At 63.5% G+C, this 14,735-nt stretch carries 16 protein-coding genes and 2 pseudogenes; 4 read left to right on the forward strand and 14 right to left on the reverse strand.

Annotation, left to right across the window (positions count from 1 at the left end):
- Positions 1-30 precede the first annotated feature (30 nt).
- The 4 genes and pseudogenes from ACV959_RS17580 to ACV959_RS17595 form a co-directional block, all read left to right on the forward strand.
- Positions 31-587, forward strand: a pseudogene (locus tag ACV959_RS17580) (transposase); the annotation flags it as partial.
- Between the two features lie 113 nt (positions 588-700).
- Complete coding sequence (locus tag ACV959_RS17585; protein ID WP_475737830.1) at positions 701-1,210, forward strand: transposase; 510 nt, start codon at positions 701-703, stop codon at positions 1,208-1,210.
- Positions 1,211-1,686: 476 nt separating this feature from the next.
- Positions 1,687-3,966, forward strand: coding sequence for a TonB-dependent siderophore receptor (locus tag ACV959_RS17590; RefSeq protein ID WP_475737831.1), 2,280 nt, complete (start codon positions 1,687-1,689; stop codon positions 3,964-3,966).
- Positions 3,967-4,082: 116 nt separating this feature from the next.
- On the forward strand, positions 4,083-5,288 hold the full coding sequence (locus ACV959_RS17595) for a PepSY-associated TM helix domain-containing protein (protein WP_475737832.1): 1,206 nt from the start codon (positions 4,083-4,085) through the stop codon (positions 5,286-5,288).
- A gap of 103 nt (positions 5,289-5,391) precedes the next feature.
- Here the strand turns inward: ACV959_RS17595 and ACV959_RS17600 are convergent, their stop codons facing one another.
- The 14 genes and pseudogenes from ACV959_RS17600 to ACV959_RS17665 form a co-directional block, all read right to left on the reverse strand.
- The gene (locus tag ACV959_RS17600; RefSeq protein ID WP_475737833.1) at positions 5,392-6,411 is read right to left on the reverse strand and encodes a phage late control D family protein; all 1,020 of its coding nucleotides are present in this window, start codon (positions 6,409-6,411) and stop codon (positions 5,392-5,394) included.
- Between the two features lie 5 nt (positions 6,412-6,416).
- Entirely contained in the window at positions 6,417-6,644 is a 228-nt protein-coding gene (locus ACV959_RS17605) for a tail protein X (protein ID WP_475737834.1), read from the reverse strand.
- A 4-nt stretch (positions 6,645-6,648) separates the two neighbouring features.
- Positions 6,649-6,993 (reverse strand): annotated as a pseudogene (locus tag ACV959_RS17610) (phage tail protein); the annotation flags it as partial.
- Between the two features lie 85 nt (positions 6,994-7,078).
- Positions 7,079-9,187, reverse strand: coding sequence for a phage tail tape measure protein (locus ACV959_RS17615; RefSeq protein ID WP_475737835.1), 2,109 nt, complete (start codon positions 9,185-9,187; stop codon positions 7,079-7,081).
- Positions 9,188-9,280: 93 nt separating this feature from the next.
- Positions 9,281-9,661, reverse strand: coding sequence for a hypothetical protein (locus ACV959_RS17620; RefSeq protein WP_475737836.1), 381 nt, complete (start codon positions 9,659-9,661; stop codon positions 9,281-9,283).
- 14 nt (positions 9,662-9,675) lie between these two features.
- A complete protein-coding gene (locus tag ACV959_RS17625) occupies positions 9,676-10,209 on the reverse strand; it encodes a phage major tail tube protein (RefSeq protein WP_475737837.1) in 534 nt (177 codons plus the stop codon).
- A 12-nt stretch (positions 10,210-10,221) separates the two neighbouring features.
- Positions 10,222-11,514: a phage tail sheath protein gene (locus ACV959_RS17630; protein ID WP_475737838.1), complete on the reverse strand. Its 1,293-nt coding sequence runs from the start codon at positions 11,512-11,514 to the stop codon at positions 10,222-10,224.
- Between the two features lie 70 nt (positions 11,515-11,584).
- Positions 11,585-11,809 carry a hypothetical protein gene (locus tag ACV959_RS17635; protein WP_475737839.1) on the reverse strand — a complete coding sequence of 75 codons (225 nt, stop codon included), beginning with the start codon at positions 11,807-11,809 and terminating at the stop codon, positions 11,585-11,587.
- Positions 11,810-12,061, reverse strand: coding sequence for a hypothetical protein (locus tag ACV959_RS17640; protein ID WP_475737840.1), 252 nt, complete (start codon positions 12,059-12,061; stop codon positions 11,810-11,812).
- 222 nt (positions 12,062-12,283) lie between these two features.
- Positions 12,284-12,466: a hypothetical protein gene (locus tag ACV959_RS17645; RefSeq protein WP_475737841.1), complete on the reverse strand. Its 183-nt coding sequence runs from the start codon at positions 12,464-12,466 to the stop codon at positions 12,284-12,286.
- A gap of 16 nt (positions 12,467-12,482) precedes the next feature.
- Entirely contained in the window at positions 12,483-12,695 is a 213-nt protein-coding gene (locus tag ACV959_RS17650; RefSeq protein WP_475737842.1) for a hypothetical protein, read from the reverse strand.
- Positions 12,692-13,102, reverse strand: a complete 411-nt coding sequence (locus tag ACV959_RS17655; RefSeq protein WP_475737843.1) for a M15 family metallopeptidase — start codon at positions 13,100-13,102, stop codon at positions 12,692-12,694. The genes ACV959_RS17650 and ACV959_RS17655 overlap by 4 nt, the downstream gene beginning before the upstream one ends.
- A gap of 114 nt (positions 13,103-13,216) precedes the next feature.
- A complete protein-coding gene (locus tag ACV959_RS17660) occupies positions 13,217-13,609 on the reverse strand; it encodes a hypothetical protein (RefSeq protein ID WP_475737844.1) in 393 nt (130 codons plus the stop codon).
- Entirely contained in the window at positions 13,610-14,707 is a 1,098-nt protein-coding gene (locus ACV959_RS17665) for a hypothetical protein (protein ID WP_475737845.1), read from the reverse strand.
- Between the last annotated feature and the right edge of the window lie 28 nt (positions 14,708-14,735).

The raw sequence follows: 14,735 nt of genomic DNA on the forward strand, positions 1-14,735 counted from the left end.
ACGGAGATTGCCCGAGAAGGCGCACAACGCATGCTTGCGGCCGCGCTGAAGGCTGAAGCGGACAGTTTCGTCGAGATGTTTTCCCACGAGCGGCTGCCTGATGGCCGCCAACGTGTTGTGCGGCATGGCGTCGGGCCAGAACGGGTCATCCAGACCGGGATCGGGCCGATAACCGTTCAGCGGCAAAAGGTCCGGGATCGCGCCGCCGATGCGCCGGCGTCGGCGAAAGTTCGCTTCAGTTCGAACATTCTGCCCAGATGGGCGCGCCGGTCGCGCAGCCTCGACGCCTTGTTGCCGGTTCTTTATCTGCGGGGCGTCTCGATGGGCGACCTTCAGGAGGCGCTGACGGCCCTTCTCGGCCCAGAGGCCCCGAACCTATCGCCGGGCGTGATCGCTCGTCTGATCGAGGCTTGGCGGGAGGAGCATGGTCGCTGGCAACGTCGGGATCTCTCGGCTCGCCGCTATGTCACATCTGGGCGGACGGCGTCTATCTACAGGCGCGGATGGAGCCGGAAGCGGAATGCATTCTTGTCATCATCGGCGCCACGCCCGAAGGCAAAAAGGAGCTTCTCGGCTTTCATGTGGGCGCCCGGGAAAGCGCGCAAAGCTGGCGTGAGTTGCTTGTCGATCTCAAGGCGCGGGGCCTGACAATCTCCCCGAACTTGCGGTTGCCGATGGCGCTTTGGGGTTCTGGAAAGCAATGGACGAGATTTATCCAGCCGCGCGGCGTCAGCGATGCTGGTTCCACAAGATCTCCAATATTCTCGGCAAGTTCCCGAAGTCCATGGCGGCGGCGGTCAAGGCCGACCTGCAGGAGATCCGCCACGCAGAAACCAAGGCGGCGGCGCGCGCGGCGATAAACCTCTTCAACGAAAAATACGGGACCAAATACGCGCCGGCCGTCGCCTGCCTGACCAAGGATGAAGAGGCATTGCTGGCGTTCTACGACTTCCCCGCCGAACACTGGGATCACCTGCGAACGTCCAATCCAATCGAGAGCGTCTTCGCCACCGTCCGGCATCGGACGGTGCGCACCAAGGGCGCTCTGTCCCAGAAGACGGTGAAGATCATGGTCTTCACCCTCATTCGAGCGGCGTCAAAAACCTGGCGCAGATTGAAAGGCGCAAATCAGTTGCCTCGGCTCATCGAAGGCGTCAGATTCGTCGACGGCGTCGCAAGCAGCGACGCCAGAGAAAGCCACGCCGCTTGATCAGCGCCCGTCACCCACATTCGGCCATAGCTCGTCGTCGCATGTCTGCTTGCTCTTCAGGGCTACGCGCTGGCGGCCTCCGCAGCGGGGCCTTCCAAGGCCGATCACCATGTTGGCTGCAGCGCCGCGACCCTCGACGTAGACGCAGCCGGCGTCGGGATTGCAGGCGACGAAGCCCCCAGCCAAGGTCGCGGCGAATGCTCCGAGTGCGGCGCCTTTTGCGCGGCCGGCGGCCGCGACGCGCTGCTTTTGCCGCTTACGCTGGCGCTTGTCGCCATTGCCGTCTTGGCGCCCGTTGCAAAGGTCTTTGTCCTCCGCCCGCCCCGAGACAATTCGGCCGCCAAGCCCATTGGCTGGGTAAACTCCTGGTCGTCGCGGGCGCCGCCTTTCTTCTCCTGACCGATTGAGCGCGGACTTACAGGCCGCATCCACTCGTCTCAAACGCGCGGGCCCTGCCGCCGCCCAGGAGAATTCAGATGTTTCGCATCTCACTTTCACGCGGCGTTTCCGCCAGCGCAATTGCCGCCGCCGTTCTTGCGGTTGATGCGGTCGAACTCAACCCGGCAAATGCGCAGCAATCGCTGCCGACGATCGAAATCGGCGCCGCGCGACCTTCGACAGTCGCCAGCCCCGCGCTTCCGCGCGCCCTGCAACTCGGCGGGCGTCTGACCGGTTACAGCGTCCCCGGCCCGGTCAATTCGACGAAGACAAACATACCTATCCTTCAAACGCCTTACTCGGTGCAGAGCGTCACCCGCGAGACCATGGACGACCGCCAGGCGATCGACATCAAGGACGCGGTGATGACGAGCGTCAGCGGCGTCGCGCTCGGCTATCAATTTTACGACAATTTTCTCATTCGCGGCTTCGATACGGATAACGCTTTCTTCCGCAACGGTTTGCGGCAAACAAATTCAACCAATATTGAGACGGTCAATCTTCAGTCGATCGAGATTCTAAAAGGGCCCGCCGCGATGCTCTTCGGCCGCGTGGAGCCGGGCGGCATCGTCAATCTCGTGCCAAAACGTCCGTCGCCCGTTCCCTATTACTCCTTCCAGCAGCAGGGCGGCAGTTTCGGCACTGCGCGCTCGACGCTCGACGCCACCGGCCCGCTCACCGAAGACAAGACCCTGCTTTACCGCGCCAATTTCTCTTATTTCAGAACGAATACGTTCCGGGATTTCGGCAACAGGGAAACCTATATGATCGCGCCGACGATCACCTGGAAGCCGACCGACCGCTTCACCCTGAATGTCGACGGAGAATATAACGCCAGCTATTGGGTGGACGATCTCGGCGATCTCGCCATTCCGGCGATTGGACGGGCGCCGGCACCCATTCCGATCACCCGCTACCTGGGCGAACCCAATATCACCACCAAATTCCGCAACGCAAACGAGCGCGCGCTATTCGCCTATGACTGGACCTTCCAGTTCCTGGACGACTGGAGCATCACGAACCGCTTCAGCTATCAGAACACGGACTACCGCCAGCGAATTCCCTACGGCTTCGGCTTCGACGAGACGACCGGCGATCTCTTCCGCGCGCTGTGGATCATGCCCGGAATTCATGGAAACAATCCATTTTACCGCCGCACGCACTCCACCAATGTGGACGTGAAGGGCAAGGTCGTCACCGGTCCATTCACCCACAAGCTGCTCGCCGGATTCGATTACTTCAATCATAACTCGCCGGCCATCGGCTCCGATTTTTTCGAAATTTCGCCGATCAACATATTTGCGCCAATCTATAATCCGGCAAATCTCGCGACTTTTCTGACCGCCACGAACAACTTCACTGGTCTGAGAAAAGACCAGTGGAAGGGCCTTTATGCGCAGGACCAGATTTCGTTCTGGGACGACAGGGTTCATGTCCTGCTCAGCGGCCGGCATGACTGGGCCGAGGATGGCGCCCGGTTCGCCTATGACGAACCTTTCGCGCTGACCGAATTTCAGCGCGTGGTTACGCCGCTCAGCGTCAACAGCCCGATGGCCGGCGTTTTGATCCAGCCATTGCCGTGGCTATCGATTTACGGCAACTACACGCGCTCTTATGGCCAAAGCAATGTGCAGACCCAGGGCAACAGCCCGCTCCCGCCGCAGATCGGCGTGCAATATGAGGGCGGCGTCAAGGCGGAATTGTTCGACAAGCGGGTTGTCGCAACCTTCGCCTATTTCGATATTTTCAAGAAGAATATCGCCAGGGTCGTGCCGGGAACGCAATTTACGCAGCTTGTCGGAGAGGCCGAAAGCAGGGGCGTCGAGTTCGACCTCAACGGCCGCATCGACGACAATTGGAGCATCATCGCCAATTACAGTCATATCGACGTCCGGTTCACAAAGGACGATCCTGAAAAACTTCAGAATGTCTTCAATATCGGAAACGATTTCTACACGAATTATCTCGTCGGCAAGCGTCTTGCGGCGGTACCCCGTAATCAGGGCAATCTCTGGGTAAAATATGACGCCGACGGAGCCTTCCGGGGTTTGAGCGTCGCCGGCGGCGTCTCCTATGTCGATCGGCGGCCCTGCGACGACATCAATACCTGTTTCATGCCCGCCTATGCGCGTGTCGACGGCATGGCGTCCTATAATTTCAAGCCGACTTGGCTGATGGCCAACGCGCCGAACATGACGTTCCAGTTGAATATACGGAACCTGTTCGGCACGACCTATTACGAAAGCTCAACGAACCGGTTCAACATCGTCCCGGGCGCGCCGCGCTCGTTCCTCGCCTCGCTGCGCGCGGAGTTCTGATCTCCTGCGCGTGAGGTCCACTTGGCGGCGCGCTGGCAGGCGCGACTGAATGCACTGTCGTCGCGGCCCTCATTCCCGAACGGGCGCGGGCCGCGATGGCAAGCGCGGAGGCAAAAATGACCCGCACTTTCTGGGTCTGGCTCCACCGCTGGGCGGGCCTCGCCATGGCGGGCTTCCTGATCGTCGTCGGATTGACGGGAAGCCTGCTCGCGTTTTGGCTCGCACTCAATCACTGGCTGACGCCCGAAATGTATTCGGGCGAGCGGCCCGGCGTTGCGCTCGACGCGGCGACGCTCGCGCGCCGGGCCGAGGCGCTTGTTCCGGAGGCGCGCGCGACGACCGTCTATCTCGGCTATCCCGGCTCCGCGATGATCGGCATGGAGGCGAAGGACGGCGCGCCCGCGCTCGATTTCGAGTTCATCCACCTCGATCCAATCGATGGACATGAGCGCGGTCGCGCGACCTGGCATGGACTGCCGAGACGCAAGACCGACATCATGCCCTTCGTCTATGCGCTGCACATGTATCTCGCGATGAGCGGGATCGGCGACTGGATACTCGGCGTTGTCGCGCTCGTCTGGACGATCGACTGTTTTGTCGGCTTCTATCTGACGCTTCCCACCCCGACCGCGCGCTCGCGCAAGGGCTTTTTCGCGCGCTGGAAGTCTTCCTGGCTCGTCAAGCTGAAAAGCTCGTTTTATCGCGTCAATTTCGATCTGCATCGGGCTGGCGGCCTCTGGCTGTGGCTCATTCTGCTCCTCTACGCCTGGTCGAGCGTCTACTTCACCTTGCCTTCCTTTTACACGCGCGCGATGAATCTGGTCTCCGATGTCGAACAGCCGATCTGGGCGCGCGCTGCGGTCCAGCAGGACGAGACGCGACCGCCGATGGGGTGGGAGGAGGCGCTGGCGACTGGCGCCCGCCGCATGGGCGAGCAGGCGCATCAGCATGGCTTCGTCGTAGAGCGGCCGCTCGCGCTCTATCATCACCGTCAGCAGGGTCTCTATGAATACCGTGTGCGCTCGTCGCGTGATATCGGCGACAAGGCGGGGTCGACCGCCGTCTATTTCGACTCACGGTCCGGCGAGACGAAGGATGTGAGTCTGCCGACCGGCCATCGCAGCGGAACGACGATCACGACATGGCTCGTCGAGTTGCATACGGCGAACATTTTCGGCTTGCCCTACCGGATTTTTGTCTGCCTCCTCGGCCTGCTGATCGCAATGCTCTCCGTGACCGGCGTCTACATCTGGTGGAAAAAACGGACCGCGCGCCGCGCCCATCTCGAGCGTGCGTCAGCGAGACATGTTCTCGCGGAATAATGCCGAGACATTGGTCGTTGTGTCGCTTGCCAGAGGGAATGAGTTCCTGAACAATACTTTAAAGGGGCATCGGGCGCTTGGTGCGGGCCGAGCCCCTGTCTCGTCAATCATCGTTTCGCATCCCGCCTGTCTGCTCCAGATCGCATGTCGTAAGCCAGCCACTATCGCGCGAGAAGGCGTGGTTGGCCTCTTTAATACGATACTCGCCGTCGATCCCACCCCGCACCCCTGAAACCATACACCTAGCCTGCGCTACAGCTGCCGGCTCGCCATCAACCGTGATTTGCCCGCCGCCATTGCGGCGTTCGACTTCTTTCGCGTTGCTGTTTGCTCGATCCTTGGCGCGGTCCAGATCGGCGAATTTTCGCGTCTCCACCAGCGGGACACGCGCCGTCTGATCGCTAACCTGGACCGTTTCCTGCTTCCATTTCGCTTCCTTGTTGTCGTACCAGCGCACGACGGAGCGATTGTAGCGCGGGCGATTTTGCGTCGGACGGATCTGCCAGTCGATGATGTTTTGGCCATAGGTCGCTTGCACGGTTGGCAGTTGCCGCCCGCTCACCGAGTGATCGGCGTTGCGCGCGACAAAGATCGCTTCATTGCCGCGGATTTTGAACGTCGCGCCGAGTTCCGAGGCGATGCGCGTGCCCCAAGCCATGAAGGATTCGTTCTGCATCGCGCAGTAGTCGCGTGTCTTTTGGGCGAGGGCGCCAGACACCTTGACGCTCAGTCCCGCGAGCTTGCCGAACTCCTTCGCCGTCTCCTCGAAGGTCGCATCGTCCTTGTGCTTTGTCTTTTTCTCTTTCGGCTTGCCCTTCATGTCCGTGGCGCGGGCGGTGATATTCATGACCATGCCGCCGCCGCGCGAGCCCTGGCTCTCGGGTTCATCAGTCTTGCCCTTGAAGGTCACAGCGCTGCCGCCGTCGCTCCATTGCAGTCGAACCTCAATGTCGGCATCGTCGCGGGGCATTTTCAGCTGGCCGGCGCTGTCATCCAGAGTGATTTCACACGTGTCGCTTTCGCCTCCGTCGGTCAACCTGATCTGCAGGCGGATGAGGTATGGTTCAAAATTGCTGGTGAAGTCCTGGCCGTCGACAGAGATGAAATAGATGGCGCGGCGCATCTGGATCAGTCGTAAAGAGAGACGACCTGGACCGCCGTGCGGCCGCGGGGCTCGGGCGCCGGCGTCTGCACATCGATCGTCATGCCGACCGGCAGAAACAGGCCAATTTTCGCGAGTCCTGGATTACGCCGCAGGGTGTCCTCCACGAGGCCCGGGACTTCGCGCCGAAACCGCCGCCAGAGCAGCAGGTCGAGGGTCGTCTGTTCGGCCACGGCGGTGAGCGTCTCGATCATGGTCTTATCCAAACAGGCTGGCGATGGTCGCGATCATGCCGCCGGCCGACGCGCGCAGAGGCGTTTTGACAAGCTCCGTTTCAAGCTCGATCATCCGACCCACGCCGGCGACATCAAGAAAGGTATGCTTGTCGGTGACCTGTTCGATCAGATACCAGCCGAGCACCTCGCCATCGCCGCGGATCAGCAATTGTGGCTCGCCGGTTCGGGCCAGCGCCTGTAGCGCGCCGACGCTGGCGACGCCGCCGAGCCTCTGCGGAAACAGGCGCCCGGAGAGTTTCACGCGATCATCCGCCTCGCCCGTAAACTCCCGCGGTCGCATCGCGCCGACAATGTCCTTGGCGGCATAGTCGGCCCCATCTGCCGCTCGACTTCATGCACGTTGACCGGGAACACGTCGAAGGTGAATGCGCCAAGCTGATAAAGGATCGCCATCAGGTTCGGCCCGGAATGGAGGGAACGACATAGTTGCTGCGCGCGGCGCTGGCCGCCGAGCCGATGGCCGCTGCCGCTCTCGACGCCTGCGCCGCGGCGCTGGCCGCGGCGTTCCCCGCGGCCGCCGCCTGCGCCCCGATGCCGGAGAGTAGCGACCGCAGCTCAGTCGCCTTGGCGATGGCGGCGTCGATCGAAGCGGTGTTGACGGTGGGCGACGCCGTCATGTTGAGACTCTCGATCGCCATGTGCGCGCCCTCGGCGCTCCCTTTCACGGCCTCAACCGAGGACGCGTCGACACGCGGCGTGACCGTCGTGTTCAGGGACTGCAGCGCCGTGCCGGCGATGTCGATCGCCGCCTTCGCCGCATTGAGCGAGCTTAGGTCCAACGACGGCGCGCCCTGCATGCGCTGGAAGGCCGGCAAATAGTTGGCGCTGACGCCGCCCGTGACGCCCAGGGGGCCTGCCTGCTGACTTGCCGCCCATGACGGGCCGCCCTTCGCCTTGCTGGCGGTGGCGACGCGGAGCGCGCCCGACAGGCCGAGGAAAGACGCCGGCGCCGGCTCTTTCGGCTTTTCCTGCAAGCCAAGGCGGGCTTCGTAATTCGCTAAGGAGCCAGGCGCCGTCGACGGACCCTTGGGATGCATCCACTCCTCGACCGTCCGGATGGTCGAGTCGATCGCCTTGTTTATCCCCGGCATGGCCCAGCGCCCGAGGGCGTCGCCCACCTCGGAGGCCAGCGCCTTGATGCGTTCGAGGTGGTTCGCGGTCGTTTCCAGCTGAAGGTTCAGCGCCTGATCGGACGAGCCTTTCCATTTGGCCGTGTCCATGAGGTTGCGCAGGTTCTTGACGATCTCCGGTAACGCCTGACCGGAGCGCGCCGCCTCGTCCCACCATTCCCGCCCGAACAGGCTCTGACCGATGCGCGCCTTTTCCGCGCTTTTGTCGAGCGCCTCCAGCAGCTTGAGAATCGTCGGAGTCGCGGTCACGTCGGACTTCATGCCGTTCTGAACCTCTTTCAGGGAGAGTCCGAGCTCCTTGAGGTTCTTCGCCGCCTCCTTCCCATCGAAGGTGCGCAGCTTGGAGGAGAAGGCGTTCCAGAAGCGCGACGCCACTTCTGGCTGCATGCCGATGGTGTTCAGCGCCGTCGTCACCGCGAGCGTGGTGTCGAGCGGGACATTCGCCGCCTTCGCCGCCGCGGCGGAGCGGCCGAACATCTCGACGATGTCGCGCTCGGCCGAGGCGCCCGTGTCGCCGAGCATGTTGACCTTGTCGACGAAGTCCCCGAGCTCGACGTTCGTCCAGCCGGTCGCGGCCCTGATCTCGGCGAGCTTCTGCGCCATCTCGCGCGCCGGAACGTCGAAGGCGACAGCGCCCTTGGTCGTCAGATCCATGAAGCCGGCGAGGTCTCTGAATTCGACGCCGGCCTGTCCGGCCTGCGCCACGAGCCCAGCCACCTCTTCGCGCGCAATGCCGATCCGCCGCGCGCTGGCGTTGATCATGGTCTCGACGTCGGCGAAGCTCGCCCCCGCGTCGAGATTGACCTTCTTGCGGACCTCGGCCATCGCCTTGTCGAAGTCGATCGCCTTTTTCACGCTGTAGGCCGTAGCGCCTCCGACGGCCATGCCGCCGACTGCGCCGGCGCCCAGACCCATGGCCATGCCGGCAGCGCCCGGCAGCGCGAAGGAGGCGAAGTCAGACGCCGCGCCGCCCAGGGCTCCGAGACGGCCGCCGCGCGCCGCAGCCGCCATGCCGATGGATTTGCCGAAGGCCATCTGCTCGCGTTTGGCGGCGCGGATGGAGGCGATCGTCTGCCGCTCCCAGGCGCGCATCTGCGCCGCGCCCCTCAAAGCCCACTCCGCGCCCATGGCCTGTCTCGAGGCGCGGGCGTAGAGCAGCCACTCTCTACGGACGTCGCGAAGTTCGCTAGCCGTCAGCTTCAGGCTCGCGAGCTGGCGCCGGAACGGATCAGAGCCGGCGGTCCTGCCCATGCCCTTGGCGACGGCCTCGGCAGCCTTCTCTGCATCTTTCAGCGCCTGCGCCACCGAGCGCGCGGGCTTGCTGACCTCATCGATCAGCTTGATGGTGAGGGAGCTCGTCAGATTGGCCATGTCACCCGCTCAGCCTTCGCGCGACTTGAAGCTCTTCCAGCAGTTCGTCCCAGAACATGGCGTCGAGCTCCGCGCGCGTCCCGCCCAGAGATTTCAGGATGAAGCCGCGGTAGTCGCGCCAATGTCCGGGCCAGAATCTCGCTCCGCCAGCCCCCGGAACCGGCGGGGCAAAAAATTTGCGGCGGCTTCGTCCAGGGCGAGACGGTCATCGTCGTCGAGGGCGTCCATCACCTCGTCGGGGATGGGCGCGCCGCGCTCGTCGCGGAACAGCGGCAGGCGGACCTTCGCGTCCGGATCGCTCCTGAGCAGCTGCTCGATCTCGCTTTGAAACCGCGCCACCTCGGCGGCGGTCAGCCGCGAGACGGTGATTGCGCGATAGTCATTTCCGCCGAACGCGACGGGCCATTCGAGGTCGATCGTCTTGAAACGCGGGCGTTCGGAAACAATGCGCGCAAGGTTGCTGTCATCGGTCATGTCGACGCTCCGCCTCACGAGATTCGCAGCATGGCATTGATGTCCGCCAGCTGGTTCATGCCGTTGACCCGCCACACCGAGCCGAACCAGTCGTAGTAATAGACCTCGGCCTTATTCTCCCAGAGCTCATAGTGGGTGATCTCCGCGATCTTGTGGTCCTGCTCGATGAGCTCGCCGCGCTTGAATTCGCTCTCGCCGACTTCGACGAGACGACCGAACACCACGACCTTGCGCTCGATGAGCCGGCCGCCGTTCTTGTCGCGCAGCGCGCCATAGATGGTGTAGGGCCGCACGCCATTCGCGCCAAGGCCGAACAGAGCTTTGGTCTGGGCGTCGGCGCCGACGAGCTTGAAGGTCACCTCCGGCGGCTCGAAGCCGAGTCCGCCGATGGTGATGGCGCCGATGGCGCCGCCCGGATGATGCTCCTGCGTCTTTTCCTTCGGCTGCCAGAGCTGGATGTTCTGCAGCGTGAGGTGCTTCGAGTTCGTGGGAGAGTCGTCGCCGGCGAACAGGTTCGCGGCCTCCCAGATGATGACGGACGCGGCCATGTGGCGTTTCCTTTACTGGAGATATTGCGCGGGAAGCGTCGCGGCCTGCGCCACGAGCGCGCCGAGCTCGGCGACGAGGGCGTCGTAATTGGGCCGCGAGTCGATCGTGACCTGCGTGATCGGCGCGGGCTCTTCGGTCGCGAAGAAGACGCGGAACTTGCCCTGCCGTAGATCATTCGGGCTGTTCTTGCTCGCTTCGAACCCGACCTTGAAGCCGACCGAGCACTGGTTCTGGATCAGGTTCTGGCCGATAGCGACCATGTCGTTGAGGACGGCCTGCACGCCATGCGGCGTGATGTTTTCGACGCCGAGCCGCAGGCGGATGGATTTGAGCAAAGCGAGATGCGCCCAGTCGCGGCCACGGGTCTTGTTATACATCCACCAGAGCGGGTCGGTATCGGCGTTCCACACGCCGGCGAACACGAAGCCGTTGGCAGCGATCGCGGTCTCGACTCCGACCTCCCCGCGCTCGATGACGCCGATATGGGTGGCGAGCAATTCCTGACCCGTCGTTGCGCCGTCGACGAGCGAGAAGGGATAATAGTTCTTCAGGCCGATCGTCCCCTGCACCTGCTGGCCGGAAACCGACCAGAAGGGATAGCCGCCGTGCCGGAAATCGACGCGCACGAACAGGCCGAGCACGGCGGCGACGCCATCTTCGAGCCGGGTGGACTGGCCATCCGCCACGCGCCGCCAGGCGTCGATGGCGATCAGCCGCCCGGAGCCGAGCGTCTCGAACCAGTCCGTCGCGGCGGCGAGCCCGGCGCCCGGCCCGCCGACGACGGCGTGGGCGAGAAGCGACGCGCAGATCGACGGCAGCGCCGCGCAGATCGGGTTGGCCTGAATCTGGCCGTCCACGATGGTCGTCTGCCACGTATAGCCCGGCGCGCCGAGGACGCGCGGAATGACGCCGCATTGGTTCCCGGCGCGCAGCAGCGCATAAAGGCCCGTCCCGACATTGTTAGCGGCCGTCGTCGCCGTTCGCGAGCCAATGATGTTGGCGATGGTCTCGTCGTCATCGGCGCCTTTCTCGACGCGCACGGCGACGATGCGGGCGCTCGTTTGCAGGTCGGCGAGCTGATCGTCGATCGCGACAACCGCCCTGGCGAGGTCGCCGGTCCCGAGCTTCGGCAGCCCGGCTGGGTCGCCGGAATCGAAGACGACCGGCTCGTTCAATGGAAAGGCGGTTGCGTCGGCGTCCTCGCTCGGCAGCACGAGGCCGATGACGGAGAGGTCGGAGGCCTGCGCCGGGCGCGGATCCGTATTGTCGCGGTTGAAGACGAGCCCGTAAGCCGGGGTGGTCATTGAGGTCTCTCCAAAAACGAACGGCCGCGCGGAGGCGGCCAAGGGGGTAGCGAGGTCTGGGCGCGGCGCGTCAGTCGTCGGCGTGTTCGGAACGCAGCGTCCTCAAGATCAGGCAGACGCTCTGGATCAGCATCCACGTAATCGCGACGAAGGGCGTGACCTCTCCGGCGACGGCGCTCCATTCCTGCAGCCGCGCGCGCCACAGCGGAAAGGTGATCGCTCCGGTCGCCACCACGACGTCGGCGGTCTTCGCCACAGGAGAATCCTGCAGCGCATCGACAATTTTCGTCAGCATCTATTGGCCCCGACAGATTCGAACTTCCCGATGCATCCTGAGCAGTCGGCCGGCGATCCACGCCGCGCCCTTGCTCTGGTTCGCCTCCACGAATTCAGCCGCCCATCCCAGCTCGTCGTCAGAAAGCGGCGTCGGGCAGACCAAGGCGAGCTGCGCGCGGATCGCCGCCTTTCGTGCGGCCGGCGTCGATTCAGAAAGGACGGCGCCGACGCGCGGCAGGAACACGGCCCGGGCGGGCGTCTCGTCGTTCATCGCGCAACTCGCGAGCCAGAGCGTCGGGATCAACGGGAGAATCCGGCACGCCCGCGCGCGCCTCGGCAATGTCATGGATTGCCTCGTTCGTTTCGAGGGCCGCGTCGTCGATCGCCTGCCCGCGCAGGGCGGCGTCATATTCCCGGTCCAGCCGGCGAACGCGGAGCGCTGAAAACAGCGCCCCGAGAACCGACTGGACGATGGCCGCGATGGCGGCCCACATCACTTGACGCCGGTGACGTTGGCGTCCTTGGCGGCGACGAGGCCGAGCGACGCCATGATCGCCGGCATATCGCTCCAGTCGATGACGCCCGACTGGACCCATTTGGCGAGGATGGCGATGACGCCGGCAAGGCCCAGAAACGTCGTGCGCCAGGACGCAAGGGAATTGATTGCGAGGTTCATTCTAGGTTTCTCCTTGTTAGCGGCAGAGACCGTCCCTGCACGCATGGATGAGTGTGCGAGTCGCCGGGCAGCCCGTGAGGGGCGCCCAGATGACGGCGAGCAGGACGGCACCGCCGATGAGCCGAAGGATCGCCGAGACGCGCGCCTCGTTCGGCCAGGCGTTTGGATTGCCGCCAAGGATGACGAAAAGCGCGACGACGAAAGACGCGAGCAGCCGGGCGAGCATCACGCCGGAATCCTCGGCTCCTTGCCGGCGCGCGCCTGCGCCAGCGTCAGGCCGCCGCGGAACTGCAGATGCGCCATCTCGAAGTCGAGTCCCTCGAGACCGAGGCTTTCGCCGATCTGCCGGCAGCGCCTGAAGGTGCGGGCGTCGTTCCACATCGCCTTGCCACCCTTGATCGGCACGAAATCGAAGGCGAGCCGGAAGTTGTGCCAGGACTGACCGGGCTTGGCGTGGGTGACGATGCGCCCGGGCTTCGTCCGGCCTTGCGCGTAGATCTCCGCCTGGCTCTCCATGTCGCGGTAGGTCGAAGTGATCAGCACCTCGATCCCCTCCTTCTTGCAGGCGGCGATGAAGGCGCGACATTTCTTTGCGACGACCGGGTTGAGGTCGTCGATTGCACGACTGTTGATCATGCTTGTCCCTATGAGAAAAGCTTGCGTCAGAGCGTGCGCAGACGGCGCGGCGCTCGGTTGAGCGTCACGACTGTCGGAGACGAAGGCTCTGGCTGTGTTGTGCCTGGCGCTGGTTCAGGCGGTCAGTTCAGAGGCCGCGACAAAAAGCGCGTCCACTTCGGGATCGCCGAGCTTCAATCCCGCGGCGAGTCTCATGAGCGCCGGCGACGCGCGCCGGATGTTGTTGCCATATTCCCAAATGGCGCTCAGGGTCGGGTCGTTTGCGGCTTCGACGGCGGCGTTCGCCTGATCGAGAAGACCGCGTTGCGCAAGGATAGCGCGCGCCTGCCAGAGCGCAATCTCGAATGGAATTGCCTGGGTTGACGTCAATTCATCTGCCGGCTCTGGCTCGTTTCCTGCAGCAAGCCACGCCTGATAAGTCTGCCAATCCTCTTCGCGTTCGGGTCCGAAAATGGCGTTGTCCGACAGCCTGAGGACGGCGTCGGTTTCGCTCCTTCTTCTATACATTTACGCCCTTCCGTAGATTCGGATCGTTCCCGTGATCGTTCCGGATGAGGGATAGATCTGAAATCCCGTCACGGCTCCGAGCGCTGTTCGCATCGCCGAGATGTGGGTCCAGGCGGCGTAAGGGCCGTATGTGGCGTCAGCAAATGAAGTGCGGCCGACCGTGTTTGGCGCATAGGTCGTCGATGTTGGATTCACGAACCAGAGGACGCCACTGACGCCGCCCCATGTCGCGTTATTCACCAGCCGTCCCCCGCCCAGCAGGTCGATATAGGCTGTGTAATGATAACCGGCGGCGCCGCCGGGATTCCATATCGCCGTGTAAGCCGAATATCCCGACGCTTGATAGCCTCCGACATACAACTGCATGTAAAGGGCGGCGGCGTTAACGGAGCCATAGACGTTTTCGAGGACGACTTCGTAGAATTTGTAGGCGGAAGAAAAGCAGCTTGAATGTGCGAGAGACCCGACGGCGCTCCCTGAGAGCGTTGCGATGAGGACGGGAACGTCGCTTTTCAACGCGTAGGATGACGCTGCGACGCCGCCGAGATTGGCGGCGTTGTTGACGCTGAAATTCGCGGGGTTCCAGACATAGTGATTGACGCCGTCATTGCCGCCCCAAAGCCATGACGGCTGCCCGTTTTGACCCGACCAATTGAAGGTCATTGCGGATCCATTGCCGCCGCCCTGAGCGAGCGTCGAGGCCTTCGTCGCGAGCGTCGCCGAGGCGGCTGAGGTTGCGGAAACCGCGGCGACGTTCGTCAGCAGCGAACCATTGAGGGCGGGCAGCCGCGCGCTGGCGTCGAGCTGCACCGCGTTATTGGCGGCGGTTCCCACTGTCAGCGTCGCGGCCGAGCCGAGGCCGAGATTGGCGCGGGCGGTCGCAACGCTCGTCAGATCGGAGAGATTGTTGGACGCCGTCAGTTTCCCAGAGAGCGCGGCGTCGAGGTTCGACAGCGTGGCGCTCTTGATGGTGACGCCGTCCGCGCTCAGCCAGAAGATCTTGCCGTCGGCCTCGTTGATCGCGATCTGGCCGCTGACCAAAGACGACGGCGTCTGTCCCGGGGTGATTGAACGGAGCAGCTTAACGACATTGGCCATCGAAATGCCCCGCGAGACAATGTTGAGG

It is taken from the genome of Methylocystis sp. Se48 (assembly GCF_056269425.1).